The sequence below is a fragment of the Thermoactinomyces intermedius genome, assembly GCF_013912365.1.
Lineage (GTDB): Bacteria > Bacillota > Bacilli > Thermoactinomycetales > Thermoactinomycetaceae > Thermoactinomyces > Thermoactinomyces intermedius.
The window spans coordinates 36,684-61,625 of the sequence record NZ_JACETT010000026.1; the positions used below are offsets into that span (position 1 = coordinate 36,684).

Consider the following 24,942-nt stretch of genomic DNA (forward strand, 5'->3'; position numbering starts at 1 on the left):
CTGTCAAGTGGTGACCGGAAAAAGGATTCCGGCAAGCCAAACCACCAGCGTGACCGTCACCGTGCTGAACAGGGTGCTGATCAAGACGGCCTGTGCAGCCAGATCGGGATGGTTGTTGTATTCCAAAGCCAAAATAGAGCTGTTTCGTGAAGTGGGGAAGGAACTGGCGATAAACAAGGATTGTGCGACCGTGCCGTCCAACCCCAGCAGGAAGATGATGCCGAGTGCGGCACCGGGCCCGATCACCAACCGGGAGAACGTGCTCAGGTACAAGACCGGATGGGGTTTACCGGGCCGGATGGTGGCGATTTGCGCACCGAGCGTGATCAAAGCGACCGCCAGAAACGCGTCGGCCATGTTCTCGACCGGCTTCCACAGGATGGGGGGAATTTCGATCCGAAAACCGGCACAGATGAGGCCGAGCAGGAGCGCATACAACATGGGAAGTTTGAACAGCTCTTTGATTACGGAACGCCCTCCGCTTTTGGCACTCACCAAGTTAAAAATCCCGTAAGTGAAGGTGAGCAGGTTTTGAAAAATCATCACAAACAATTGAATGGAAACCCCCAGCGGATTGGCATGGAAAACCATCTGGCTGACCGGAATCCCATAGTTGGCCGAATTCATCAAAACCACACTGTTCTTGTAGGTGGCCGCCGTTTTCCGGTCCATCTTCGTGACCCGGCTGATGATTTCGGTAAAGGAGATGGAAAAGGTGGAAAACAACAGCAAAAACAAGATAATTTGCCCGAAAATCGCCAGCGGCATGCGGCTTTGATAAATATTGACGAAGGTGTTGGCCGGCAAGAGGCAATACGTTAACAGTTTGGAAAAGGATTTTAAATGCAAAGCAAAGACTTTATGCAAAATCGCACCAACGGCCAGCAGAATCAACAGTGGCAGAATGATTTGCAAAAATATCAAGGACAAAACGGCCATCTGTTCTCCTCCTGTTCCTTCCGTTTGAGACTCCGATCATTGCATCCGGTGAACCCTCCGGGCAGCATTGGGAATGAGCAGAACCCTGTCCGGATCTGTGGAAGACACAGAAGGCGGGCTGGATGTTTTCCGGTTTCTTTTCACACGGCGAAAAATAAAAAAACAACAATTTAGTTAATTATAACAATAAAAAATGGAATGAAAAATATATAAAATCGATAAAAAATCCATACAATACACAGGATCAATGCAGAATACACAAGAAAAAATGTGGTATTTTTGAAATTTTGTATTGATCTCTTTGGGGATGGGTTTTATACTGAGATAAACCGTTTTACTAAATCGGTTTATCTATGATTTTGAAAGCGTTGTCTTTGGCTTCTGTTGAAAAAGGCGGGTAACAACCGAACAGGCGGGGTGGTGACATGCAGAAGTTGGATGTTGTGACATTTGGGGAAGCCATGGCCATGTTTATGGCGGATCGTCCGGGGCCATTGCATGAAGCCGGCCGGTTCACGCTTGGGCTTGCCGGTGCCGAAGCCAATGTGGCCATCGGCCTGGCCCGGCTGAATGTCCGGACCGGTTGGGTGAGTAAAGTGGGGAAGGATGCGTTTGGCAAGTTTATCATGAAGCGGCTCAAAAATGAAAGCGTTGACATCAGCAGAGTCCGGATGGATGACAAGCATCCGACCGGTTTCCAGTTGAAGTCGAAAGTGAAAGAAGGGGATCCGGAAGTTCAATATTTCCGAAAGGGATCGGCGGCAAGCCGTTGGGTGCCCGGCGACTTTGACAAAGCGTATTTTCTCAAAGCGCGCCACCTGCACATGACGGGGATCCCCCTGGCGGTGTCCGGGTCATTCCGGTCTTTTGCCCGTCAGGCTTTGGCGTTTATGAAGGAAAACGGAAAAACGGTTTCTTTTGACCCAAATTTGCGACCTTCCCTTTGGCCGTCCGTTCATGAGATGATCCGGCAAGTCAATCAATCCGCTTTTCAATGCGACTGGGTGCTGCCCGGCATCCGGGAGGGAGCGGTTCTGACCGGTTCGGACAAACCGGGGGAGATTGCCGATTTTTACTTGGAAAAAGGAGTAAAGCTTGTTGTCGTCAAGCTGGGGGAAGAGGGAGCCTATTACAAAACGGCATCGGAAGAAGGGACGGTTTCCGGCTTTAAGGTCCGTAAAGTGGTGGATACCGTTGGGGCCGGCGACGGGTTTGCCGCCGGATTGATCAGCGGACTCCTGGAAGGACTCGCGATCCGGGAGGCCGTGATCCGGGCCAATGCGATGGGGGCTCTGGCGGTGCAATCTCCCGGAGACCATGACGGTTATCCAACCAAGACGGAGCTGGATGATTATCTTGAAAAAAATGGGGAGCCCCGCAAGGAGTGATCACATGAAAACTTGGGCCGATCAAAGATGGATGCGTTTGATTCCCGTTGTTTTTATCACTTACAGTCTTGCTTATCTGGACCGTGCCAATTATGGATTTGGGGCCGCCGGCGGTTTGGCGGAAGATCTGAACATTACGGAAGGCACTTCCTCCTTGCTCGGTGCCCTGTTCTTTCTGGGGTATTTCTTTTTCCAAATTCCCGGCGCGCATTATGCGGAAAAGAAAAGTGCCAAAAGGTTGATTTTCTGGTCGTTGATTTTATGGGGCTTGTTGGCTTCCTTGACCGGACTGGTCAGCAATCTTTCTTTATTATTTGTCATCCGGTTTGCTTTGGGAGTGGTTGAAAGCGCTGTAATGCCGGCGATGCTTGTCTTCTTGAGCCACTGGTTCACCAAAGAAGAGCGTTCCCGCGCCAATACATTTTTGATCTTGGGAAATCCGGTCACGGTGCTGTGGATGTCCATTGTTTCCGGCTATCTGTTGGAAGCGTTCGGCTGGCGTTGGATGTTTGTTTTGGAAGGGATTCCCGCCGTTTTATGGGCCTTTGTGTGGTGGTGCGTTGTGGAAGATAAACCCGGGGAGGCCCGTTGGCTGACCGGACAACAAAAAGGGGAATTGAATCAACGGTTACAAAAGGAACAGGAGGATTTAAAACCGGTTAAAAATTACCGGGAGGCGTTTCGATCCAAGCCGGTGATTTTGCTCAGCATCCAATATGCTTTGTGGAGTATCGGCGTGTATGGATTTGTAATGTGGCTGCCGTCAATCATCAAAGCCGCGCCGGACATGGGGCTGGTGGAGACCGGTTGGTTGTCGTCTGTCCCTTACATCCTGGCCACGGCCATGATGCTTCTGGCTTCATACTTCTCTGACAAAATGTTAAATCGCAGTGCGTTTGTGTGGCCGTTTTTACTGGTTGGCGCCGTCGCTTTTTACCTTTCATATGCCTTGGGAACCGACCACTTCTTGCTTTCTTTCATCCTGCTGGTGATTGCCGGCGGCGCGATGTATGCCCCGTACGGACCGTTCTTTGCAATTATTCCGGAAATTCTCCCCAGAAATGTGGCGGGGGGAGCGATGGCACTGATCAACAGCATGGGAGCCTTGGGGTCGTTTGTCGGCGCTTATGTGGTCGGGTATTTAAACGGTGTGACGGGAGGATTTGGTGCTTCCTATATCTTCATGGCGGGATCTTTGCTTTTGGCCGCGGCCCTCACACTTTGGGCGGTCCGTGCAGCCCGAAAGGACAAGCTTTCCGGCCGCCGCCCGGATGTTGTTTATGCGTCGGAAGAAGGATAAAGGGGGAGTTGTCATGGGAGCGGAAGAAATCAAAAAAAGATCGGTGGTTGCCGTTGTCCGCGGGGCTTCTGTGGAATCGGCGGTAAAAATCGGCCAAGCGTTGCTGGACGGAGGCGTGACCGCGCTTGAAATCACGATGGAAACCCCGCAAGCGCTGTCCGTGCTTGAAAAAGCATGCGAGGTGTTTGGCGATGCAATGCTGGTCGGGGCCGGAACCGTTCTCGATGCCGAAACCGCACGTCTGGCCATCTTGGCGGGAGCCCGATTCATTGTTTCGCCGACGGTGAATGAAAAGATCATTCAAATGGCGAAACGGTACGGGGTGATCAGTGTGCCGGGAGCATTCACCCCAACGGAAATTTTACATGCGTTTGAACAGGGGGCGGATGTGGTGAAAGTGTTTCCGGCAGGGATTGCCGGACCGGGCTATTTAAAAAGCATTTCGGCTCCTTTGCCCCACATTCCGCTCATGCCGACCGGCGGCATTGACCAAACGAACGCCAAAGATTACATCCGGGCCGGTGCGGTGGCCGTCGGGGTGGGATCGTCCCTCGTCGATCCGTCACGGGCATTGACGGACGAATATTTGCGGGAAGTGACAAAACAGGCCGAAAAGCTGATGGCCGCGGTGCAGTCGGAACGGATTGAAGCTGGGAAAAAGGAAAAGGAGTCGCTACAATAAAGTCATCGAACGATTGAAAGAGGGAACAGCAATGAAGAAAGTGACCATGGCGGATGTCGCCAAAGAAGCGGGTGTTTCCAAGAGCACCGTTTCGCAATTTTTAAACAAGCGCTTTGAATACATGGGGGAAAACACAAAAAAAAGAATCGAAGAAGCCATTGAAAAACTGGGTTATCAACCCAATTTCATTGCCAGGAGTCTAAAACAAAAGCGCACTTCAATGATTGCGATTATTGTAGCGAATATCCTTCATTATTTTTCCACCGGAATCATTCGTGCAATTGAAGATTTTTGCCGGGATCATGATTTGCACGCGATTGTTTGCAATGCGGATGACCAGCCGGATCAGGAACGACGGTATATTGAAATGCTGAGGGCAAAGCAAGTGGATGGCATGATTATCTTTCCGACCGGAAAGAATCGGGATTTGTATGAACAGATGGTCCGGGAAGGCTATCCGGTGGTTTTCGTGGATCGCCAGACCGGGTTGGATCATGCTTATTCGGTGGTGACCGATAATGCCGCGGCCACTTGCCAAGCGATCAAACAGTTGATCGGACAAGGGCACCAACGAATTGCTTTTGTCGTGCAGCCACTGATGGTAAGCACCAGAAAAGGCAGATTGGAAGGTTACCGAAAAGCCATGGAGGATGCCGGTTTGCCCGTGGATCCCGACTATATCGTCGAATCCCCGGTGGATGAGGTGAAAAGCCGGCTGGAAAGCCTTTTTGCTTCCAAAGAGCGGCCGACTGCTTTGTTTGCCGGGAATGACCGGATGTTTCTGGCCGTCATGGAATTTATAAAAGAAAAAGGGCTCGTGCTCGGGGAAGAGGTGGATCTGGTCGTTTTTGACAATATTCCGTTTGCCCGGTTGATGGACCACCCCATCACGTTTATCGAGCAACCGGCAGCTGAGATGGGAAGAAAGGCTGCGGAATTGTTGTTTGAACAAATAAATGGCGGGAAGCCGGAGCCGGAGGAATATGTTTTTCCGAGCCGGATGGTTCAGGCAAATCCGCCTGCCGGCCCGGCACTTCCCGGCAATCGTGTTGATCCGGAGAGGAAATGAATGTTCATGCAGAGGGAAAGGAGACCGGAGGATGATACTGCAACTTGCGTTGGATCGGATGAGTATCCCCGAAGCAGTCCGGTTGGCCGGGGAAACGGAAGAATTCACCGATTGGATTGAAGTGGGGACTTCCATTATCAAGGAATTTGGAATGGCGGGAGTCCGGGAATTGAAGCGGACTTTTCCCGACAAGCCGGTGGTGGCGGACACCAAAACGATGGACAATGCCCGTTATGAATTTGAAAAGGCATTTGAAGCCGGGGCCGATGCGGCCACTGTCATGGGGGTGGCGCCGCCGGTTACCATCGAGACCTGCATGGACGTGGCACGCCGCCATGGCAAAACGGTGATGATTGATTTGTTGAACGTATCAGAAGATCAAGTGAGAGAGTTATTAAAATATGACGAGGCCGTTTTTTGCGTGCATGTGAGCAAGGATGAGCAAGAAGAAGGGGTGCGGCCTGTATGGAAAAAGTGTGCGGCGGTTTCGTCGGAGAAGCCGGTGAAATGGGCGGCAGCAGGCGGAATTACGCTAAGTTCCTTGGAGAAGGTGAGAAAGTCTTTCCATCCTTCGGTGGTGATTGTCGGTACCGCCATCACCAAAGCGGAGAATCCAAAAGAGGCGGCCAGACAGTTGAAACAAGCCATTGAAAAGGGGGAATAAGCCATGTCGACAGCTCAAGCCATTTTAAGAGAAGTGGAAGCGGTGATCGGGCAGGTGAAAGAAGAAGAGATCAAAGAAACCGCCGCGGCATTGCAAAAGGCGGGGCGGATCTTTGTCGTGGGGGAAGGACGCTCCGGATTGATGGCCAAATCGTTTGCCATGCGGTTGATGCATTTGGGTGCCAAGGTGTATGTGGCAGGCGAAACGATTACGCCATCCGTTGAAGCAGGAGACTGGCTGGTTGCCGTTTCAGGATCGGGAACCACCCGCCAAGTGGTTTGGACGGCGGAGAAAGCCAAATCCATCGGGTGCAAGGTGATTGCCGTGACGACCGATGAGGCGTCCCCTCTTGCACAAACGGCCGTGAAGATCCTCCGTGTTCCGGCGGCAACCAAACACCGGCGCGCCAATGAATGGAAAACCATTCAACCTCTGGGGTCGCTGTTTGACCAAAGTGTCCATATCTTGTTGGATGCCGTATGCCTGGAATATGGAAGGCTGAAGGAAGTGAATCATGACGAAGCGGTCCGCCGCCACAGCAATTTGGAATCATGATAAAACGGGGAACCGGAGACAGACCATCTGTTTCTTCGGTTCTCTTTGTTTTTTGATGAGAACGGGAGCGATTCAAGAAAGCGCCATGCTGAAAGCCGATTGATCAAGAACAATCAATCGGCTTTTTTGCGGACCTTTTACAGATTCCCGATGGATAAGTACTTTGTCTCCAAATACGGTTCCATTCCTTCCAAGCCGCCTTCCCGGCCGATGCCGCTTTCTTTCATTCCACCAAACGGGGCGTGTGCGGCAGACGGCGCTCCGTCGTTCCAACCGATAATGCCGAAGTCCAAGTGTTCATTCAAGTAAATGCCGGTGCGGTAATCATTGGTGAAGAAATAAGCGGCCAGGCCGTAAGGGGTGCTGTTGGCAATCTCCACGGCTTCTTCCAGGCTTTTGAAGGACAGGATGGGAAGAACCGGTCCGAATGTTTCTTCCTGCATGATTTTCATGTCAAGGCCGGCTTGGCCGAGGATGGTCGGAGCGACAAAAAAATATCCTTTTTCGCGGTCGGCTTGGTAAGTGTTTCCGCACAACACGCGTGCGCCCTTTTGGAGGGCATCTTCGATTTGTTCCATGATTTTGTCAAAGCTTTTTTTGTTGATGACCGGACCGACGTCGGTCTCTGGGTTCAAGCCGTTTCCGACTTTTAATTTCCGCACGCTGTCCGCCAACTTTTGGGAGAAGGCTTCGGCGATGCTTTCGTGGACCAGCAGGCGGTTGGCGCAAATGCAGGTTTGCCCGGCGTTTCGGAATTTGGAAAGGATGGTTTGCCGGACGGCAAGATCAAGGTCGGCATCTTCGGCCACAATGACGGGAGCATGGCCGCCCAGTTCCATGGAAATGCGTTTGACGGTGGCGGCGCTGTTTTTCATCAGCAACTTTCCGACTTCAGTGGAGCCGGTAAAAGAGATTTTTTGAATCAGGGGGCTGTCCGTAAAGAGTTTGCCGACGAAAGGCCCCAACCCGTTGACATATTGGATGACCCCTTCCGGTATGCCGGCTTCATGGGCCAGTTTAACCAGTTCCATGGTGGTCAGCGGCGTTTCTTCCGCCGGTTTCACAATAAACGTACAGCCGGCTGCCAAGGCGGGTGCGGCTTTTCTGGTCATCATGGCCGCGGGAAAATTCCAAGGCGTGATGGCCGCCACCAGCCCGACGGGTTGACGAGTGACGATAATCCGTTTCGATCCGGTGTGGGCGGGGATGGTCCGGCCGTACAGCCGTTTGGCTTCTTCGGCGTACCAATCAATATAACTGACGGCATAGTCGACCTCCGCGAGGGATTCGGTCAGCGGTTTTCCGCTTTCCAGCGTCATGATCCGCGCGATGTTTTCCTTGTTTTTTTGAATGCGATCCGACCATACCCGGAGCAAGCGGGAGCGCTCATGGGCATTGGTTTTGGACCAAGCGGAAAAACTTTCGTGTCCTTTCCGGATGGCTCTGGTGATTTCCTCTTCGGTATGGGCTTTTACTTTTTGGATCAATTCCCCGGTGGCAGGATTTTTTACTTCAATCATCTCGGACATCTTTTTGCTTTCCTCCTTTTTTTGGACGGGGTCGGGGGTTCTTCTTCTATGATATCAGCCGGTGCAAGCTTGTCGATTTTTAAGGGGGTTTCGCCGTTTCAGCGGGAGGTTTATTTTTTTGCGCGGAGTTTTTCCCATTCGCTCCAATACATTTTCGGAAGATCCGGGGAAATGTCATCGGGGATGGTGCAGATCAGTTCCAGATTATGGCCGTCCGGATCTTCAAAATACAAAGAAGCATTTCTTTGAAACGGGCGCACCACGGGCTCGACCGGTTCAAAACGCCCGTCTTTTACCGGTTCGATCCCTTTTTCCTTGAGCCAGCGGATGGCTTCAGGCATATCCTCAAAGTGGATGCGAAAGGCGATATGTTTGGCAAATACATGGTTCCCGCCGGGCTTTTGCCAGAGGCCCAGCCAGCTTTTTTCAGGTTCAATCCACAGAAAAGCGACACTGTCATTTCTCCAGGCCGGAGTCAGCCCAAGTCTTTGATAAAATTCGACAGAACGGTCCAAATCTTCCACTTGAAAATGAACTTCATACAAGCCTTGAATCATAAAAGTTTCCCTCCTTGTGAAAAGCCGTCCGGGACCCTGTTTTCCGTCCCCGCGGACCGGATGCTTGTCAGGTGAATTGACCAGGTGATTTTCTTCTTTTCATGATATCTGTATATTCTGTAATTTCGCGGATGACCTGGTCCATTTGCCCGGACAGGCGACGGCGTGAAAAGCGCATCACTTTCCAGCCTTGCTTTCCCAGATCATGTTTTTTTGTTTGAAAGCGGAGTTGTTTTTTGGGACGGATCACCGTGTCCCCGTCGCATTCCAAAGCCAGTTTGTATTTGGGGATGGCGATTGCCACCCGATGGCGGTGAATGGGATAGTGGATTTTGACGTCACGCCCGAATTTGGAATAAAGCGCGTAAAACAGTTTCCGTTCCCAAGGATTGCAAGTGTGGAGGAGTTGGAAATGGATAAACGGGAAGAACCCCAGCCGGACTTGTTCGTAAATCCAGACAGGGATGAAAAAGGGGATGCACAACCAGTGATGACGCCACTTGCGGCGTAACTTCCGAAACTTCCAGGAAAGTTGGCGACAGCCGTCGGTTCGGTTGTTGAACAGGGGAAGCAAGCCGGTCACCTCCTATATTCAGAATACACCAAAAGAAGTGTTCTTTCCAAAAGATATTTCCAATTTTCAAAAGAATTGGCCGGTTCTTTTTTTGAGCAGGGGGGCATATGTTGGTCTCAGGGGGGATGGTATGGCGGTTATTCAGGCGCCGGAATCGCATGTCAAGCTGTTGGCCAGGTTGATGCGGGCGGAAGCGGAAGGGGACGGGCAAATGGGGATGTTACTGGTTGGCAATGTGGGTGTCAACCGGGTGATTGCCAACTGTCTCGATTTTGAGGGGATCCGCAATCTTCAACAGATGGTTTTCCAATCCCCCGGCGGTTTTGAAGCCGTGCAAATGCCGTATTTTTATCAACCGGCCCGCCAGCAGGATATCCGGTTGGCCCGAAAGGCCATTCAGGGCCAGCGTTTTGATCCCGCCAAACGGGCCTTGTGGTTTTTCCGGCCGACAGGGGAATGTCCGGCAACCTGGTTTAATCAGACGCATTCCGGAAGATATAAAAGCCACTGTTTTTATATTCCTGATGCTTCGGATTGTCCTGCTGTTTATCAATATTAAGAACTGGAGGGAGACAAATGGTGTATTGGTCTTATCCATATCATGCTCCATACCCGTTTTATTCCGACGCGCAGGTCAGTCAGAGACAACAACCGGAACAAGGGCAGCCCCAAAGACAGGACCGCAGATTCTCGGAAGATTTGTTGCAAAGCAATATCGGAAAACGAGTGACGGCTTACATGACTTATGAAGGGAGCGAGGAATGGAGGAACCGGGTGTTCACCGGGGTGTTGCGCCAGGTGGGCAGGGATTATTTTGTTTTGCGGGATCAGGAAACCGGAAAAGATGTCATGTTGTTAAATATCAATTTGAATTTTGTAGTGTTTGATGATACACCGGCCCGGCTGACCCGGTCGTAACCCCTGGCGGAAAAAGTGTGAAAAAGCGTGAAAAGGGAGGCGGAAAACCGCCTCCCTTTCCTGTTTCATTCTTCAAAGATATAGGCCAGGGCATCCAGGGCCTGATCGACGGTTTCGACCGTCACTTGTGCCCGCTGGCTGATTTCTTTCAACGGATGGTGCAAGCTTTCCGGACGCACCAAAATCAGGGGCTTGTTTAAAGCGATGGCCAACGATGCATCCATTGCGGTGTTCCATTGCCGGTATTTTTCGCCAAACAAGGCGATGACGATGTCGGCTTTTTCCATCCATACCCGGGTGCGCAAATTGTTCAGTTCCGAAGCGGCTTGATCCCGGTAAACCGCATTGGGCTGTTTTCCTTTGATCAGTTCGCCGATGTCATCCGAACGGTCGTGATTTTCCTGCGGCCCTTTAAAAATGACGGGCAAGCCCCGTTCTTCGGCTTTTTGGCGCAGTTTTGCCCTCCAGTCATCATGAATTTGACCGGCAAGATAGACGACGAGTTCCATGATCCGGTTCCCCCTTTTTTGGAATGATCTCTTCTATTGTAATCAAAGTGCGTTTTTTGAAAAAGACAAACCGGGATGCATGCCCGGAACAGGAGGTTTCGGGGCGGTTCAAAGCCTTGATTTTTCAAGACAAAAGGATTCTTCTGAAATGGTTGACAATAACGGGCGGAATTTGTTATTCTTATCCCAAGCAATTGAAAACATAGTTATTTGATAGGTATTTATGGTTTAGAAACATCCTCATAAAGAGAGGCGGAGGGACTGGCCCGATGAACCCTCGGCAACCGGCCGTACGGCTTGGTGCCAAATCCAGAGAACAGTCACTGTTCGAATATGAGGAGAAAAAGGCAAGTGGCATCGATCCCTTTTTCCCTCATGGAAAAGGGATTTTTTTATTTTCAAGGTGAACGAAGGAGTGGAAGCGGGGATGAAAAAACATTGGCCTTGGGCAAACAACCCGGACCGGTTGAATCCGTTCGAATTGCAAAAGTTGGAGCAGGACGGTTTAGACATTATCGACGAGATTATTCATATTTATTCTAAAAAGGGATTTGAATCGATTCCCGAGGAAAAATTTGCTTTGTTCAAGTGGGCGGGAGTCTATCAACAACGCCCGAAAAAAGACGGCTATTTTATGATCCGCATCCGTGTCCCTTCCGGGATTTTAAACAGCCGCCAAGTGCGGGTGGTGGCTGAGTTGTCGAGGGAGTACGGGCGCGGGCTGATCGATGTGACGACACGCCAAGCGATTCAATATCATTGGATTCGGGTGGAAAATCTTCCGGATATCTTCCGGCGTTTGAAAGAGGTCGATCTTTACACCTTTGAAGCTTGTGGTGATTGCCCCCGCAACATTACCGGCAACCCGCTGGCCGGGATCGATCCGCATGAGTTGGTGGACACCCGTCCCATCGTTGCCAAACTGAATGAAAAGTTGCTGTTAAACCGGGAATTTTCCAACTTGCCGAGAAAATACAAAATTTCCGTCTCCTCCAGTGTCTACAATCCGGCTCATGCCCAGATCAACGATCTGTCGTTTACGCCGGCAGTGAAAAAGTTGGATGGCAAAGAGACGGTCGGTTTCCACGTCTGGGTGGGGGGAGGCCTTTCCAACCGGCCGCATTTGGCTCAGCAGCTGGATCTTTTCGTCCGTCCCGAACAGGTTGTCGATGTGGCGGTCGGCGTGACGAAAGTGTTCCGCGATTACGGATACCGGAAAAAGCGGCATAAAGCGCGCCTGAAGTTTTTGGTCGCAGATTGGGGGCCGGAGAAGTTTTTGGAAATCTTGAAAGAGTATATCGGCGAGTATCCGGCCCGGGGTGAAGATAAAATCGCCGGCTGGAATGCCGGTTATTTCACCGGGGTTCATCCGCAAAAACAGCCGGGGCTGAACTATGTCGGTTTAAACATTCCGTTGGGGCGCACGTCGGCAGACGAGTTTGACGGTTTGGCCGATCTGGCGGACCACTATGGATCCGGCTCGGTGCGCACCGCCAACACGCAAAATGTGATTCTGACCGATGTGCCGGATGACAAAGTGGAGGATCTGTTGAAAGAGCCTCTCTTAAAAAGGCTGAGCCCGTTTCCAAGAACGTTTGAGGGGTATGCCGTTTCCTGCACGGGAATTGAATTTTGCAATCTGGCGCTGACCGAAACCAAAGGGTTTTTGAAAGAAGTGGTCAACTTTCTGGACCAGGAGATCCGGTTGGACGAACCCATCCGGATTCATATCAACGGTTGTCCCAATTCCTGCGGGCAACAACAAATCGCCGACATCGGTCTCATGGGCGGGAAGGCGAAAACGGCCCAAGGAATGGTGGAAGCTTACACCATCTCGGTCGGCGGGCATTTATACGGACAAGGAAAGTTTAACACGCAGTTAAAGGGACGGGTCACCAAAGAATATGTGGCGCCGGTGTTAAAAGAAATCATTCTTTTCTACAAACGCGAACGGAAAGAAGGGGAGAAATTCGGCGACTTTGTGAAACGTGCCGGAATCGAAGCGATTCAGAAACAGTTTGATGAGATCCGCCAGCGGGTGGTGCCTGCTGTATGAGCCGGGAATTGTATCTGTACCGCTTGGTGGCAGAGAAAGAACCGGACGGTTCTTACAACGTCATCGTTCTGGCGCCGACGGAGGAAAAAGCTTTTGAATATGCAGAAAAAGAGTTGGAACGTTACACGATCAAAACGCCTGCGGTCAAAGAGTGGGTGATTGAAGAGAAAAAAAGGGTTCGCCAAGGAACCGGATATGTATTAAACGGATCCGAAAGAAAGGAGAACGACAAATGACCCGGGAACGGTATTGGCCGACATTGAGTGGAGAAGAAAGATGGAATCCCGAACAAATCAAAATCGTGGCAGAAGAGTTGAAAGACTTCCATCCTCAGGAAATTATCCGTTGGGGAGTGGAACAACTGGGGGTTTCCCGGTTGGTGTTGGCTTGCAGTTTCGGATATGAAGACGTGGTTTTGGTGGATATGGCATTAAAAGTCGATCCGGAATTGGACATTTTTTATCTCGACACCGACCTGCACTTTCAGGAAACCTATGAAGTCCGGGACCGGCTGGCTGAGAAATACCAAAAAGAATTCATCCGCGTTTCGCCCGAACTCACGTTGGAGGAACAAGCGGAGAAATACGGCGGCGAACTGTGGAAAAGAAATCCCGATTTATGTTGTAAGCTCCGCAAAGTCGAGCCTTTGAAAAAAGTGTTGAAAAACTACCAGGGATGGATCACCGGAATCCGGCGCGAACAAGCCCCCACCCGTGCCCATACGCAGGTGGTGGAGTGGGATCAGGGGTTTGGGTTGCTCAAGCTGAATCCCTTGGCTTTCTGGAACGCCAAACAAGTCTGGACTTATATTCATGATCATCAAATTCCGTACAATTCCTTGCATGACCGGCAGTATCCAAGCATCGGCTGCCAGCCGTGCACCCGCCCGGTCCGTCCCGGGGAAGATCCGCGTGCCGGACGCTGGTCGGGGACCGACAAAATCGAATGCGGGCTTCATAACAGTCCGGTCAATTGATTTTTGCTCATTCCGTTCCGCTTGGCGCCGGGGGCGATTCGAACCGTGGGATCTTTTCAGTCACTCTGACCCGGAAGCCCCCGGGGAGAGGGCCCGATGAAAATGATTGGAGAGGAGTATTACCATGGGAGATTTGATCGCACCACATGGAGGAGTGCTGGTAAACCGCGTTTTGACAGGAGAGGAAAAACAAGTTTGGTTGAATCGGGCGGAGCATTTTCCGAAGCTTCCCGTTTCCAACCGCACCGTGTCGGATTTGTTTTGCATTGCCACCGGGGTTTTCTCGCCGTTGACCGGTTTTTTAAAAGAAAAAGACTACCGGTCAGTTTGTGAAACCATGCGGCTGTCGGACGGAACAGTCTGGAGCATCCCGGTGACCTTGCCCGTTCCGGAAGAACGGGAAAAAGAGATTGCCGGGGCGGAATATGTTTCCTTGCTCGATGAAGAACAAAACATCATTGCGGTTGTCCAAGTGGAAGAGCTTTACCGTGTCGATCTGCGTGAAGAAGCCCGGTTGGTTTACAAGACGGAAGAAGAAGCCCATCCGGGGGTTCGATATCTGTACAGTCAATCGCCGTTAAACCTGGGCGGGGACATCTGGCTGTTAAAACGCCCGGCATATCCGTTTGAAGACCGGCTGTTCGACCCGGCCGAAACGCGGGAGATTTTCCAAAAGCGCGGGTGGAAAAAGGTGGTCGGGTTTCAAACGAGAAATCCGGTGCACCGTGCCCATGAGTACATTCAAAAATCGGCTTTGGAGACGGTGGACGGACTGTTTTTGCATCCGTTGGTCGGACAAACGAAAACGGATGATATTCCGGTGGATGTCCGCATGAAAAGCTATGAAGTGATTTTAAAACATTACTATCCGGAAAACCGGGTCTTTTTGGGAGCGTACCCGGCGGCCATGCGCTATGCCGGTCCCCGCGAAGCCGTCCTTCATGCTTTGGTGCGCAAAAACCACGGCTGCACCCATTTTATCGTGGGCAGGGATCATGCCGGTGTCGGCGATTATTACGGCACCTATGATGCGCAGAAAATTTTCTCCCATTTTACGGCGGAGGAATTGGGAATCACCCCGCTTTTTTTTGAACACAGCTTTTACTGTAAAAAATGTGCGGGCATGGCTTCGTACAAAACTTGTCCGCATGATGACGAACATCATGTCATTCTTTCCGGAACGAAAGTGAGAAAGATGTTGTCGGAAGGAATTGCGCCGCCTCCGGAATTTTCCCGTCCCGAAGTGGTGGAAGTATTAATTGAGGGGCTCCGGAATAAAGTGGGGGTGTAGAACTTGTGGCGGGAGCTTGCCTGATGCGGCGCTCCCCTTTCATCCATTGCAAAAATGAATGCTTGTTTAAGGGGGGCATTTATGAAAAAACTCCTGATTCTTGGCATTGTCGGTTTTTTCGCCCAGTTGATTGACGGATCGCTGGGAATGGCTTACGGGGCAACTTCCGCTTCTTTGCTTTTGTTTTTCGGGGTGGCTCCTGCAGTGGCTTCGGCCTCGATTCATCTGGCGGAAGTGGCGACGACCGCTGTCTCCGGCGCGTCCCATTTATGGTTTGGAAATGTGGACAAAAAAATCCTCTTCAAACTGGCTGTTCCGGGAGGTGTCAGTGCTTTTGCGGGAGCCGCTTTTTTAAGCGGTATACCGGGAGACCGGATCAAACCGTTTATCTCTTTGTTTTTAATGCTGATGGGGATTTATATTGTTTGTCGATATATCACAGTTTCCTCGCGGAAAGCCAAAAAAACGAATTTATCCAATACTTATTTGATTCCGCTCGGATTGGCGGGAGGATTTTTTGATGCTGTCGGAGGCGGGGGATGGGGTCCGATTACCACCCCTATGTTGTTGGCCAGAGATGCCGTCACACCCAGAAAAGTGATTGGCACGGTGGATACCAGCGAATTTATTGTGGCTGTTTCCGCCTCCTTGGGATTTTTCCTCTTCCTCGGTTGGGAAACCTTTCATGCCTACTGGGTGGCAGCCATCGTGATTGGCGGAGTCGTGGCGGCCCCGATTGCGGCATGGCTGGTGCGGGTGATCCCGTCCCATTTGCTGGGCGTGTTGGTCGGCGGTTTCATTGTTCTGGTCAATGTGGGCCCGGTGTTGAAATTTTTGAAGGTTCCCTCCACCGGACAATGGGGGGTTTACGCAATCATTTTGGTCTTGTGGGCCGGTTCGGTGCTTTGGAATATGAAAAACAAAGGGAAAAAGGAGCAAACCCTCAGTGTTTGACTCTGGCATCATTGGGGCAAATAGCGCTTGATATGCGGGCGGATCTCTTCCATGGGGATGGCGAATCCGAGACATTGGGATGGATAAATGATCAGTGTGTTCATTCCGATCACTTTTCCCTGGAGGTTGATCAAAGGGCCGCCGCTGTTTCCCGGATTGATGGCGGCATCGGTCTGGATCACGTTTTTATAATAACGCCGCCCGACTTTAAGCGGCCGGTTTTTGCCGCTGATGATCCCAACCGTGACCGTGTGTTCCAAGCCGAAAGGGTTGCCGACCGCCAATACCCATTCCCCGATGTCGGCATCCCGGGAAGTTCCCAGGGACAATGCGGGTAACGGACGCGGGGATTTGATTTTGACGACGGCCAAATCGCGTTTGTCATCGGTCCAAACCGGCATTCCGGTGAAAGGTGTTTGGAAGTGATCCAACTTTACATCAATGCGTGAAGCATTTTTGATGACATGGGCATTGGTTAAAATGTAGCCTTGCGGGTGAATGATAAACCCGGAACCAAAATGGTTTTTGGGAGGGGCCGGAGGATCGTTCAGTTCGGGGACAAACAGGTGAAGCAAATTTCTGGGAAGCGACAGATAAGTCCCCGGGCTTTTTTCCTGGGTGATGATGGAAACCACCCCTCTCCGGACACGGCGGTAGACCGGCACAAAGATGTTCGCCGGGTGTGGTGCAGGCGAAACGACCGACAGACGTTGTTTTTTTAACTTTCCATCAGGCATCCATTTCACTCCCCATCCGCGAAGCCAGGTTGTATATCATATGGCTGCAGCCGGGAAGGAGGAAGGGCGGATGACTCAAGTGCCGGTCAAAAGCCAATTGTAAACCTTATTGATAAATGAAGTTGACAATAAATGCAGGGATCGCTATTGTAATGAGTAGAAAATCATTTATCGAAATGAGGTTTGCTGATGCGTCGATCTGCTTTGAAGGTGCGGGATATGACATGGATGGCCATGTTTGTTGCCATGCTGGCGGTCAGCGGGGCCTTTGCGATTCATATCGGCCCGGCTCCGATTACCTTGCAAACCCTTGTGGTGATGCTGGCGGGGTCCGTGCTGGGGGCCCGGCGGGGAATGATTTCCATGATTGTCTTTATTGCCCTGGTCATCGCCGGAGCGCCGGTTTTAAGCGGGGGTAAAAGCGGAATCGCCGCTTTGGCCGGCCCGACGGGAGGTTACATCATCAGCTGGGTGTTTGCGGCCGGATTGACCGGTTGGATGGTGGAAAGATGGATCCGAAAGGGCACACTCAATGCTTGGAAGATCGGATTGGCCCATCTTGTCGGTGGAGTGATTTTGATTCATTTGATTGGGTTTCCGTGGCTGGTTACGGTGCTTGATCTTCCACTGAACCAAACTACATGGATCTCTTCCCTGTTGGTTTTTATGCCGGGAGATTTGATGAAAGCGATCCTGGCCGTGCCGGTGGTGATGGCGGTGAGAAAAGCACTGCCCCAATTAAGCAGTGTGCAACAAAAAAGAGCCTGACAAAAGGCTCTTTTTTTATGAAGATAACATCGTCAAATTTGTATATTTCTCTATATGTTTTAAGAAACGATGGTTTAACGGAACGATCAAATCCGTTGCTCCGTTGGTGAACACACCGTTCCGGTTGATGACAAACAATTTGTGGACCGAGATTTTATAGTAACGGGACGGATTTTTCACAGACATCCATACATCGTGATCCGGTTGCGGATGCAGTCCTTTTATCTCACAGGGAATGATGCCGATGACATCATTTAAAAGGATGTGATAGGATAAATGTGGTTTTTGGAAAATCAGTTCTTTGGTGGTCAGTGTACTTGCCCAATGATTCCGTTTTTGGGATATGATCAAATGCCCGATCATTCGTTTGACGGGAATAAAGTTTGTATAAGGCAAAAAGAACACCTCTTTCAGTGAGGTTATATCCAGTATAACACAAGAGAGGAAAGGATACATCCGATGCGTGGCATGACTGAGGTTCGTCAGTTGTTAAAACAATTTGGAACCATCATTTATACAGGGGACCAGCTGGGGGATGTGGAGTTGATGATGGAAGAGGTCCGGGAATTAAAGGCGATGGGCCTGATTGATCCGCAAACGTTTCAGAAAGCGATGGCGGTGCTCCTTCAACAATCCGCCCGCTTCTCGCGCCGGCAATCCGAAAAGTAAAGGCATAGTGCCACTGGTTCAAGCGGCCTATGCCTTTTGCAATCCCTTATGATTTCACGCTGTAATAAGAGGGAAGCTCATTTTCGTATTGAGCGATTTGGTTTTCATATTGCAGCGTGATGCCGATGTCGTCCAACCCGTTCATTAAACAGAAGCGGCGATAGGGATCAATTTCAAAGCGGAAGCAAAGCCCCGCATCATCCCGCACTTCTTGTTTTTCCAAATCGATGGTCAAGGTGTAACCGTCTGTTTCCAGGGTGTTTTGAAAGAGCCGGTCCACCTGTTCTTCCGGAAGCGAAACGGGAAGCATTCCGTTTTTAAAACAATTGTTGTAAAAAATATCCGCAAAACTGGACGCGATGATCACACGAAACCCGTAATCCTGAAGAGCCCAGGGGGCATGCTCGCGGGAAGAACCGCATCCGAAGTTTTTCCGTGCCAATAGTACACTGGATTCTTTGTATTCCGGCCGGTTGAGGACAAAATCCGGATCCGGGTTTCCGTCACCGGTAAACCGCCAATCGTGGAACAGGAACCGGCCAAATCCGGTCCGTTCGATCCGTTTTAAAAACTGTTTGGGAATGATGGCATCGGTATCCACATTGGCCCGGTCCAACGGGCAAACGATTCCCTTGTGTTGTTTAAGTGGTTGCATGGACTTTTCCCTCCTCATCCCGGTATTGCCAGTTGCGCACATCGACAAAATGACCGGCGATGGCTGCCGCGGCCGCCATGACCGGGGAGACCAAATGGGTTCTGCCACCGCGGCCCTGCCGGCCTTCGAAGTTCCGGTTGGAAGTGGAGGCGCATCGTTCGCCGGGTTTCAAAATATCCGGATTCATTCCCAGGCACATGCTGCAACCCGACTCGCGCCACTCGAACCCGGCTTCCAAAAAGATTTTGTCCAATCCTTCCTTTTCTGCCTGCAGTTTCACTTGTTGGGAACCGGGAACCACCATGGCCTTCACTTGTGGGGCCACTTTGTACCCTCTGACCACTTTGGCCGCCGCCCGCAAATCTTCAATGCGTGAATTGGTGCAGGAACCGATGAATACTTGGTCAATCTCAATTTCCGTCATCGGCGTGCCCGGCTTCAATCCCATGTACTCCAACGCCCGGCGGGCCGATTTGGCTTCGGTCTCTGTCGGGAAAGAGGAAGGATCCGGCACGGCTTCGGTGATATCCGTCCCCATTCCGGGGCTGGTTCCCCAGGTCACCTGTGGTGCGATGGAAGAGGCGTCGATTTCGATGTACGCATCATACATCGCACCCGGATCGCTGGACAGCTGCCGCCATTCTCGGACCGCTTTTTCAAAGGCTTCCCCTTTGGGGGCGTAAGGGCGGCCTTTCAAATATTCAAAAGTGGTTTCATCCGGAGCGATCATGCCGGCACGGGCACCCGCTTCAATGGACATGTTGCATACCGTCATCCGTTCTTCCATGGACATTTTTTCAATAGGTTTGCCGGTATATTCAATCACATAGCCGGTGGCTCCGTCCGTGCCGATTTGGCGGATCACGGCAAGAATGGCATCTTTGGCGGTGACACCGGGGCGAAGTTCCCCGTTAAAGTGGATGCGCATCGTTTTGGGCTTGAGTTGATGCAAACATTGCGTGGCCAAGACGTGTTCCACTTCACTGGTTCCGATGCCGAATGCCAAGGCGCCGAATGCCCCGTGTGTGGAAGTGTGGCTGTCCCCGCATACGATGGTTTTCCCGGGCAGGGTGAGCCCGAGCTCGGGACCGATGACATGGACAATTCCCTGGTTCTGGTGATTGAGATCGAAGAGGGAAATGCCAAATTCTTTGCAGTTTTTCTCCAAGGTTTCCATTTGTTTTTGGGAAATCGGGTCTTTGACCGGCAAATGGCGGTCGGTGGTGGGAACATTGTGATCCATGGTGGCGACGGTCAAATCCGGCCGCCGGACTTTGCGCACCTGAAGACGCAATCCTTCAAAAGCTTGCGGGGAGGTGACTTCATGCACCAAATGCAAATCGATGTACAAGATGGCGGGTTTTCCTTTTTCCTGCTCAATGACATGGCGATCCCAAACCTTCTCAAACAATGTTCGTGGTCTCAATTTGCTCACCTCATCTTTTATCTCAGCTCGTCAAAGAAACGGGGAAATAAAGAAAGGGTAATTGAAGAATATTTTAACAAAATGAATTTATCTTTCAACAACCAATTTTTTAACAACGGGTTTGTCCGGCTGTTTCATCTATAATATCCTTGAATGAAGATACCGGAAGAAAGCGGGGGAGGAGACATTGATCAATGGAATAGAAAAGATTGAAATTCCGCCGGTCGACAAAGAAACGGCCGGCAAAATGAAACAACATGTCGATCAATTGACCAAACCGGTCGGCAGCTTGGGGCAATTGGAAGAAATCATGATCCGCTTGGCCGCCATCACGGGGGAAATGTTCCCTGATTTGAGTCAAAAAGCGGTGGCCGTGTTTTGCGGGGATCACGGGGTGACCGAAGAAGGGGTCAGCCCGTATCCGAAAGAAGTGACCGGCCTGATGATGCAAACCTTCGACCGTGGAAAAGCGGCGGTGAATCTTTTGGCTGAAGCGGCCGGCGCCGGGCTGGTTGTGGTGGATGTCGGGAGTGAATGGGAGGAAACCCCGGGATCCGTGCTCTCTGCCCGGGTACGCAAAGGCACGCGCAACTTTTTAAAAGAAAAGGCGATGACCCGCCAAGAAGTGGTGGAAGCGATCCGGGTGGGGAGAGAGACTGTCCGGCAGTTGGGCGAAAAGAACGTCCGCCTGTTGGCTGTGGGGGAATTGGGAATCGGCAATACCACGGCAGGGGCTGCGGTGGCAGCCGGGCTCACGGGAAAACCGGTTTCGTCATTGACGGGAAAAGGTTCCGGGGTTTCTCCGGAGGCTTATGCGCGAAAATGTGAAGTGATCCAAAAGGCCATCGATTTTCACCGGCCCGATCCGGAAAATCCGCTGGAGGTGTTGGAAAAAGTCGGCGGGCTGGAGATTGCAGCCATGGTGGGAGCTTATGTGGGGGCGGCCGAACACCGGATTCCCGTCATCATGGATGGATTTATTTCCACGGCGGCAGCTTTGGCGGCGGTGAGATGGAAACCGGAGGTCCGCCCCTGTTTGTTTGCTTCCCATCTGTCGGTGGAACCGGGACATGCCGTATTGCTGGATGAGCTGGGTTTTAAACCGTTGCTGCATGCAGAGATGCGTTTGGGGGAAGCCAGCGGTGCGGCTCTTGTGATGCCGATGTTTGAGACGGCGGTAAAGTTGGCCCGAAATATGGCCGTATTTGCCGATTTGGGACTTTCTGCCCCGCAAGGCGAAAAGAACTGACCAGAAAGGGTGAAAAAAAATGGCAAGCTTGGAGCGGTTCGGACACGGAGGGGATTTGCTGACGGCCAGTGAGCTTTTTTCCAGAGAACAAGAGGAATGGATTGATTTCAGCTCCAATATTTATCCTTACGGTCCGCCGGAAATCGTCAAAGAAGTGATCCGGGAGTTGGTCGAAGAAAGAGAAATGCCGGTGTTATCAAGATATCCGGATCCGGCCTGCCGCGGGTTGAAACAGGCGATCGCCCGTTTTCACCGGATTTCCGCGGACATGGTGTTGCCGGGAAACGGGGCTGCCGAGTTGATTGATCTGTTGATCCAGGCCTTCCGGCCGTCCCGGGTGGGGGTGGTGGATCCTTCTTTTGTCGAGTACAGGCAATGTGCCCGGAAGAGAAACATTCCCGTGGACCATCTGGTGACCGGCTGGGAGCAGCAATTTTTGCCGTCCCTGGAAGAAATGGACCGGCTGTTGAGACGGGTGGACTTGGTATTCATCGGTTATCCCAACAACCCCACCGGGCATTTGATTGATGCCGGCCGGATGTTGGAATGGATCCGCCGGGCCGGACGGTATCAAACCATTTTGGTTGTGGATGAAGCTTTTATGGATTTTGTGGAGCCAAAGGAAGACCGGTCGTTGATTTCACGGGTGAAGGAGCATCCCCAATTGATTGTGGTTCGTTCCATGACGAAGTTTTTTTCGCTGCCCGGTTTGCGTTTGGGTTATCTTGTGGCGGATGAAGCGGTGATTTCCCGGATTCGGGCGCTTCAGGTTCCCTGGAGTGTGAACGGATTGGCGCAAATGATCGGCTGCGCGGTTTTGCGGGAGGAAGTTTACCGGCCGCACGCCCGAAAGGTGAGCGGGTGGCTGGAAACAGAGCGGGAAACGATGATCCGGGAATTGAACCGTCTGGACGGTTTTCAGGTTTTTCCGGGGGTGGCCAATTACTTGCTGGTGCGCATGTCGGTCAACGGAAAAAACGTTTCGGATCTGCAATTCGACTTGGCCCGGGAAGGGTTATTGATCCGGAGTTGTTCCAATTATGAAGGGTTGGAGGATGATTGTTTCCGGATCGCGGTCAAAAAACCGGAGCAGAATCTGCTGTTAAGGAAGACGCTTGAAGAATGGAGCAGGAAGGAAGGCGGGTTATCATGGGCATCAAGCTGATCACCGGCGGCGTCCGTTCCGGCAAAAGCCGCTTTGCTGAATCATTGTGCATGGATGCCGAATATGTCACTTATGTGGCGACCGGAGTTGCTTCGGACGAAGAGATGAAAAAGAGGATCGAACATCACCGGAAAAGGCGCCCGGACCACTGGTGCGTGGTGGAAGAGCCGCACCGGTTGGCCCGGGTCATTCAAACGGTCCCGCCACACCATCTCGTGTTGGTGGACAGCCTGACCGCATGGGTGAGCAATCAATTGATGTTGTACAAAGAAGAATGGGAAGAACATTTGAAACAAGACGCCCGCGATTGGCTGGAAACGTTAAAACCGTATGAGGCCGTCCTGGTCACCGATGAAGTCGGTCTGGGCGGTGTGGCCATGCATCCGGTGAGCCGGGCGTTTCAAGACGGTTTGGGCTGGCTCAACCAGGAGGTTGCGCAAGTGGCGGATGAGGTGTGGATGGTGATTGCGGGAATTCCTTGGAGAGTGAAACCATGAATGCATTTTTTCATGCCTTGGCCTTTTTGACCCGCTTCCCGGTACCGGTCCGGTTGGACAAAGAGGGGTTCCGGGAAAGTCCGGTGTGGTATCCAGTGGTCGGTTTATTGTTGGGAGGCGTCCTTTTTTTGTTTGATCAATTGATTGCCAGATGGTTTCCGGCTCCGGTCCGGGTGTTGTTGGATCTTTCGGCATGGGTGTTTTTCACCGGCGGATTGCACTTGGACGGTTGGATGGATATGGCCGATGGATTCGGATCCCACCGCGATCCGGACAAAATCCGGGAAATCATGAAAGATTCCCGGGTCGGGGCCATGGGGGCGATTGCCGCCATTTTGCTGTTGATGTTAAAAGCGGGGGCCCTGTTTGTGCTTGCCGGCCATCCGGATGCTTCTTTTGCCCGGGTGTGGATCACGGCCTGCATTTGGGGCAGGCTGGCCGCGGTGATTGGCATCCGTTTCTTCCCTTATGCCGGTAAAGACGGGTTGGGACAAGGCATGCGGGAGCGGTTTACCTGGCCGCGGTTTGGTCTGGCTTTGGTTTGCACGGTGTTGCCGGTGTGGTTCGGTTTGGGAAGCATCGGTTTGGCGGCGGGGTTCTTTGCGGTTTGGGTCCCGCTGTGGATCGGTTGGCAGGGAACCCGGACCCTTGGCGGTTGCACCGGGGATTTGTACGGAGCCATGATTGAAGCGTCTGAATTAACCTGGCTTCTCTTTTTTACCATTCCGGGGGTGCTTTCATGATGCGATTGATATGGATACGCCATGGCGAAACCAGAGGGAATCAGATGAAACGGTACATCGGGCACCAGGACGAGCCGTTGGCCGAAACGGGAAAAGAACAGGCATTCCGGTTGGCGGAAGCACTGTCACGGGAAAAGATCGACTTTGTGGTGACCAGTGATTTGAAAAGGGCCGTCCAGACTGCCCGTCCTTTTCTTGAAAAACATCCCGAAATCCCGGTGGCCGTCACACCGGCCTTGAGAGAGTGTTCATTTGGGATTTGGGAAGGAAAAACGTATCAGGAAGCGGAGGAGTTGGCCAAAGAGGCATGGTGGAACTGGATCCGTGATCCGGGCCGTTTTGCTCCCCCAAAAGGGGAAAGCCTCATGGATCTGCACCATCGCATTGAACGTTTCCTTCGTGAATTGGAACAAAACCGGCCCGGGGAAACCGTGGCCGTTTTTACGCATGGCGGTCCCATCCGCTGTTTTTTTGCTTATCATGTGTATCAGTCCCTGGACGACTTTTGGAAGCCGTCCATCGGGCACGGAGAGGGATGGATTGCCGAAAAAAAAGAGGCTGGGTGGATCATCAGCCGTACTTTGTTTCAGAAAGGAGACTTTTGATGGATTGGTTTCAGCGAGCCGGTTGCCCGATTTCATGGACGGTTCATCCGGAAATGTTGATGATTGAGTCAAAACGGCCGTTGAAAGTCTTGACCAGCGCGGTTTACGGAAGTGACCGGTTCACCTGCAAACGGATGATCAACCGGCATGTCGGACGGGATTATGCAGCGAAGAATCCGGAGGGAGAGATCCGGGATTGGTTAACCCGGAAAAAGATTCCCCTTGAAGAAACGGTCGTGCTCATGACGGCGGCCCGGGTGGAGCGGGTTTGCCACCGTTTTGCCGTGGAGAAAACGTTCAAGATGGACGTGTTTGTCACAGCCGGTGTGGGAAATGCAGCCCGTGCCGGGGAACCGAACCCGGTGTTTTGGAACGATCAGGAATACACGCCTCACACAATCAACACGATGGTTGTGATCGACGGACGGATGACACAGGCGGCAATGGTGAATGCCGTGATCACGGCA

The 24,942-nt window shown here is 51.7% G+C and carries 30 protein-coding genes and 1 riboswitch; of the genes, 21 read left to right on the top strand and 9 right to left on the bottom strand.

Annotation, left to right across the window (positions count from 1 at the left end; genetic code table 11):
• Positions 1-3: 3 nt before the first annotated feature.
• Positions 4-939 carry an AEC family transporter gene (locus H1R82_RS06840; RefSeq protein ID WP_181731166.1) on the bottom strand — a complete coding sequence of 312 codons (936 nt, stop codon included), beginning with the start codon at positions 937-939 and terminating at the stop codon, positions 4-6.
• 425 nt (positions 940-1,364) lie between these two features.
• Between H1R82_RS06840 and H1R82_RS06845 the strand changes: the two genes are divergently transcribed.
• Genes H1R82_RS06845 through hxlB form a run of 6 tightly spaced genes read left to right on the top strand, consistent with a single transcriptional unit; the run spans position 1,365 to position 6,597 of the window.
• The gene (locus tag H1R82_RS06845; protein ID WP_181731165.1) at positions 1,365-2,327 is read left to right on the top strand and encodes a sugar kinase; all 963 of its coding nucleotides are present in this window, start codon (positions 1,365-1,367) and stop codon (positions 2,325-2,327) included.
• A 4-nt stretch (positions 2,328-2,331) separates the two neighbouring features.
• A complete protein-coding gene (locus H1R82_RS06850; RefSeq protein ID WP_049720499.1) occupies positions 2,332-3,627 on the top strand; it encodes an MFS transporter in 1,296 nt (431 codons plus the stop codon).
• Between the two features lie 13 nt (positions 3,628-3,640).
• Positions 3,641-4,309 carry a bifunctional 4-hydroxy-2-oxoglutarate aldolase/2-dehydro-3-deoxy-phosphogluconate aldolase gene (locus tag H1R82_RS06855; protein ID WP_049720498.1) on the top strand — a complete coding sequence of 223 codons (669 nt, stop codon included), beginning with the start codon at positions 3,641-3,643 and terminating at the stop codon, positions 4,307-4,309.
• A 31-nt stretch (positions 4,310-4,340) separates the two neighbouring features.
• Positions 4,341-5,378, top strand: a complete 1,038-nt coding sequence (locus tag H1R82_RS06860; RefSeq protein WP_049720497.1) for a LacI family DNA-binding transcriptional regulator — start codon at positions 4,341-4,343, stop codon at positions 5,376-5,378.
• Positions 5,379-5,409: 31 nt separating this feature from the next.
• The gene (hxlA, locus tag H1R82_RS06865) at positions 5,410-6,042 is read left to right on the top strand and encodes a 3-hexulose-6-phosphate synthase (protein ID WP_181731164.1); all 633 of its coding nucleotides are present in this window, start codon (positions 5,410-5,412) and stop codon (positions 6,040-6,042) included.
• Between the two features lie 3 nt (positions 6,043-6,045).
• On the top strand, positions 6,046-6,597 hold the full coding sequence (gene hxlB / locus H1R82_RS06870) for a 6-phospho-3-hexuloisomerase (protein ID WP_049720495.1): 552 nt from the start codon (positions 6,046-6,048) through the stop codon (positions 6,595-6,597).
• 137 nt (positions 6,598-6,734) lie between these two features.
• Here hxlB and H1R82_RS06875 read toward each other — a convergent pair whose 3' ends face one another.
• The 3 genes from H1R82_RS06875 to H1R82_RS06885 all read right to left on the bottom strand — a co-directional run bounded on the left by H1R82_RS06875 (position 6,735) and on the right by H1R82_RS06885 (position 9,257).
• Positions 6,735-8,126 (bottom strand): NAD-dependent succinate-semialdehyde dehydrogenase, encoded by a 1,392-nt coding sequence (locus H1R82_RS06875; RefSeq protein ID WP_181731163.1) that lies wholly within the window; start codon positions 8,124-8,126, stop codon positions 6,735-6,737.
• Positions 8,127-8,236: 110 nt separating this feature from the next.
• Positions 8,237-8,683, bottom strand: coding sequence for a VOC family protein (locus H1R82_RS06880; protein WP_181731162.1), 447 nt, complete (start codon positions 8,681-8,683; stop codon positions 8,237-8,239).
• Positions 8,684-8,750: 67 nt separating this feature from the next.
• A complete protein-coding gene (locus tag H1R82_RS06885; protein WP_049720492.1) occupies positions 8,751-9,257 on the bottom strand; it encodes a DUF559 domain-containing protein in 507 nt (168 codons plus the stop codon).
• Positions 9,258-9,387: 130 nt separating this feature from the next.
• Here H1R82_RS06885 and H1R82_RS06890 point away from each other — a divergent pair, with 130 nt between their 5' ends.
• Together H1R82_RS06890 and H1R82_RS06895 are read left to right on the top strand one after the other, a co-directional pair.
• Entirely contained in the window at positions 9,388-9,816 is a 429-nt protein-coding gene (locus H1R82_RS06890; RefSeq protein WP_049720491.1) for a cell wall hydrolase, read from the top strand.
• Positions 9,817-9,833: 17 nt separating this feature from the next.
• A complete protein-coding gene (locus tag H1R82_RS06895; RefSeq protein ID WP_049720490.1) occupies positions 9,834-10,175 on the top strand; it encodes a spore coat protein GerQ in 342 nt (113 codons plus the stop codon).
• Positions 10,176-10,240: 65 nt separating this feature from the next.
• Here the strand turns inward: H1R82_RS06895 and H1R82_RS06900 are convergent, their stop codons facing one another.
• Positions 10,241-10,684 (bottom strand): YtoQ family protein, encoded by a 444-nt coding sequence (locus H1R82_RS06900; RefSeq protein WP_049720489.1) that lies wholly within the window; start codon positions 10,682-10,684, stop codon positions 10,241-10,243.
• Positions 10,685-10,921: 237 nt separating this feature from the next.
• Positions 10,922-11,024: riboswitch (SAM riboswitch) on the top strand.
• A gap of 87 nt (positions 11,025-11,111) precedes the next feature.
• On the opposite strand from H1R82_RS06900, the gene H1R82_RS06905 reads away from it, so the two are divergent.
• The 5 genes from H1R82_RS06905 to H1R82_RS06925 all read left to right on the top strand — a co-directional run bounded on the left by H1R82_RS06905 (position 11,112) and on the right by H1R82_RS06925 (position 15,961).
• A complete protein-coding gene (locus H1R82_RS06905) occupies positions 11,112-12,740 on the top strand; it encodes a nitrite/sulfite reductase (protein WP_181731161.1) in 1,629 nt (542 codons plus the stop codon).
• The gene (locus H1R82_RS06910; RefSeq protein WP_037994066.1) at positions 12,737-12,976 is read left to right on the top strand and encodes a DUF3906 family protein; all 240 of its coding nucleotides are present in this window, start codon (positions 12,737-12,739) and stop codon (positions 12,974-12,976) included. The genes H1R82_RS06905 and H1R82_RS06910 overlap by 4 nt, the downstream gene beginning before the upstream one ends.
• On the top strand, positions 12,973-13,716 hold the full coding sequence (locus H1R82_RS06915; protein ID WP_049720487.1) for a phosphoadenylyl-sulfate reductase: 744 nt from the start codon (positions 12,973-12,975) through the stop codon (positions 13,714-13,716). The genes H1R82_RS06910 and H1R82_RS06915 overlap by 4 nt, the downstream gene beginning before the upstream one ends.
• 124 nt (positions 13,717-13,840) lie before the next feature.
• Positions 13,841-15,007: a sulfate adenylyltransferase gene (gene sat, locus H1R82_RS06920; RefSeq protein WP_181731160.1), complete on the top strand. Its 1,167-nt coding sequence runs from the start codon at positions 13,841-13,843 to the stop codon at positions 15,005-15,007.
• Between the two features lie 81 nt (positions 15,008-15,088).
• Positions 15,089-15,961 (top strand): sulfite exporter TauE/SafE family protein, encoded by an 873-nt coding sequence (locus H1R82_RS06925; protein WP_181731159.1) that lies wholly within the window; start codon positions 15,089-15,091, stop codon positions 15,959-15,961.
• 8 nt (positions 15,962-15,969) lie between these two features.
• Here the strand turns inward: H1R82_RS06925 and H1R82_RS06930 are convergent, their stop codons facing one another.
• Positions 15,970-16,698 carry a S1C family serine protease gene (locus tag H1R82_RS06930; protein ID WP_037994062.1) on the bottom strand — a complete coding sequence of 243 codons (729 nt, stop codon included), beginning with the start codon at positions 16,696-16,698 and terminating at the stop codon, positions 15,970-15,972.
• A gap of 189 nt (positions 16,699-16,887) precedes the next feature.
• Here H1R82_RS06930 and H1R82_RS06935 point away from each other — a divergent pair, with 189 nt between their 5' ends.
• Entirely contained in the window at positions 16,888-17,466 is a 579-nt protein-coding gene (locus tag H1R82_RS06935) for a biotin transporter BioY (protein ID WP_181731158.1), read from the top strand.
• Between the two features lie 15 nt (positions 17,467-17,481).
• On the opposite strand, the gene H1R82_RS06940 is transcribed toward H1R82_RS06935, so the two are convergent.
• Complete coding sequence (locus H1R82_RS06940; protein ID WP_181731157.1) at positions 17,482-17,862, bottom strand: hypothetical protein; 381 nt, start codon at positions 17,860-17,862, stop codon at positions 17,482-17,484.
• Between the two features lie 63 nt (positions 17,863-17,925).
• On the opposite strand from H1R82_RS06940, the gene H1R82_RS06945 reads away from it, so the two are divergent.
• Positions 17,926-18,135, top strand: coding sequence for a YqgQ family protein (locus H1R82_RS06945; RefSeq protein WP_181731156.1), 210 nt, complete (start codon positions 17,926-17,928; stop codon positions 18,133-18,135).
• A gap of 46 nt (positions 18,136-18,181) precedes the next feature.
• Here H1R82_RS06945 and leuD read toward each other — a convergent pair whose 3' ends face one another.
• Together leuD and leuC are read right to left on the bottom strand one after the other, a co-directional pair.
• Positions 18,182-18,790: a 3-isopropylmalate dehydratase small subunit gene (leuD, locus tag H1R82_RS06950; RefSeq protein ID WP_181731155.1), complete on the bottom strand. Its 609-nt coding sequence runs from the start codon at positions 18,788-18,790 to the stop codon at positions 18,182-18,184.
• Positions 18,777-20,216, bottom strand: a complete 1,440-nt coding sequence (leuC, locus tag H1R82_RS06955; RefSeq protein WP_181731154.1) for a 3-isopropylmalate dehydratase large subunit — start codon at positions 20,214-20,216, stop codon at positions 18,777-18,779. Before leuC ends, leuD begins: the two co-directional genes overlap by 14 nt.
• Positions 20,217-20,403: 187 nt before the next feature.
• On the opposite strand from leuC, the gene cobT reads away from it, so the two are divergent.
• From cobT to H1R82_RS06985, 6 genes are all read left to right on the top strand, one after another.
• Complete coding sequence (gene cobT / locus H1R82_RS06960) at positions 20,404-21,465, top strand: nicotinate-nucleotide--dimethylbenzimidazole phosphoribosyltransferase (protein ID WP_181731153.1); 1,062 nt, start codon at positions 20,404-20,406, stop codon at positions 21,463-21,465.
• Between the two features lie 19 nt (positions 21,466-21,484).
• Entirely contained in the window at positions 21,485-22,630 is a 1,146-nt protein-coding gene (gene cobD / locus H1R82_RS06965; protein ID WP_181731152.1) for a threonine-phosphate decarboxylase CobD, read from the top strand.
• Entirely contained in the window at positions 22,615-23,127 is a 513-nt protein-coding gene (cobU, locus tag H1R82_RS06970; RefSeq protein WP_181731151.1) for a bifunctional adenosylcobinamide kinase/adenosylcobinamide-phosphate guanylyltransferase, read from the top strand. The genes cobD and cobU overlap by 16 nt, the downstream gene beginning before the upstream one ends.
• Entirely contained in the window at positions 23,124-23,870 is a 747-nt protein-coding gene (gene cobS / locus H1R82_RS06975) for an adenosylcobinamide-GDP ribazoletransferase (protein ID WP_181731150.1), read from the top strand. Before cobU ends, cobS begins: the two co-directional genes overlap by 4 nt.
• The gene (locus H1R82_RS06980) at positions 23,867-24,475 is read left to right on the top strand and encodes a histidine phosphatase family protein (protein ID WP_181731149.1); all 609 of its coding nucleotides are present in this window, start codon (positions 23,867-23,869) and stop codon (positions 24,473-24,475) included. Before cobS ends, H1R82_RS06980 begins: the two co-directional genes overlap by 4 nt.
• The coding region (locus tag H1R82_RS06985) for an adenosylcobinamide amidohydrolase (RefSeq protein ID WP_181821629.1) at positions 24,475-24,942 on the top strand (468 nt) is incomplete at its 3' end. The genes H1R82_RS06980 and H1R82_RS06985, both read left to right, overlap by 1 nt.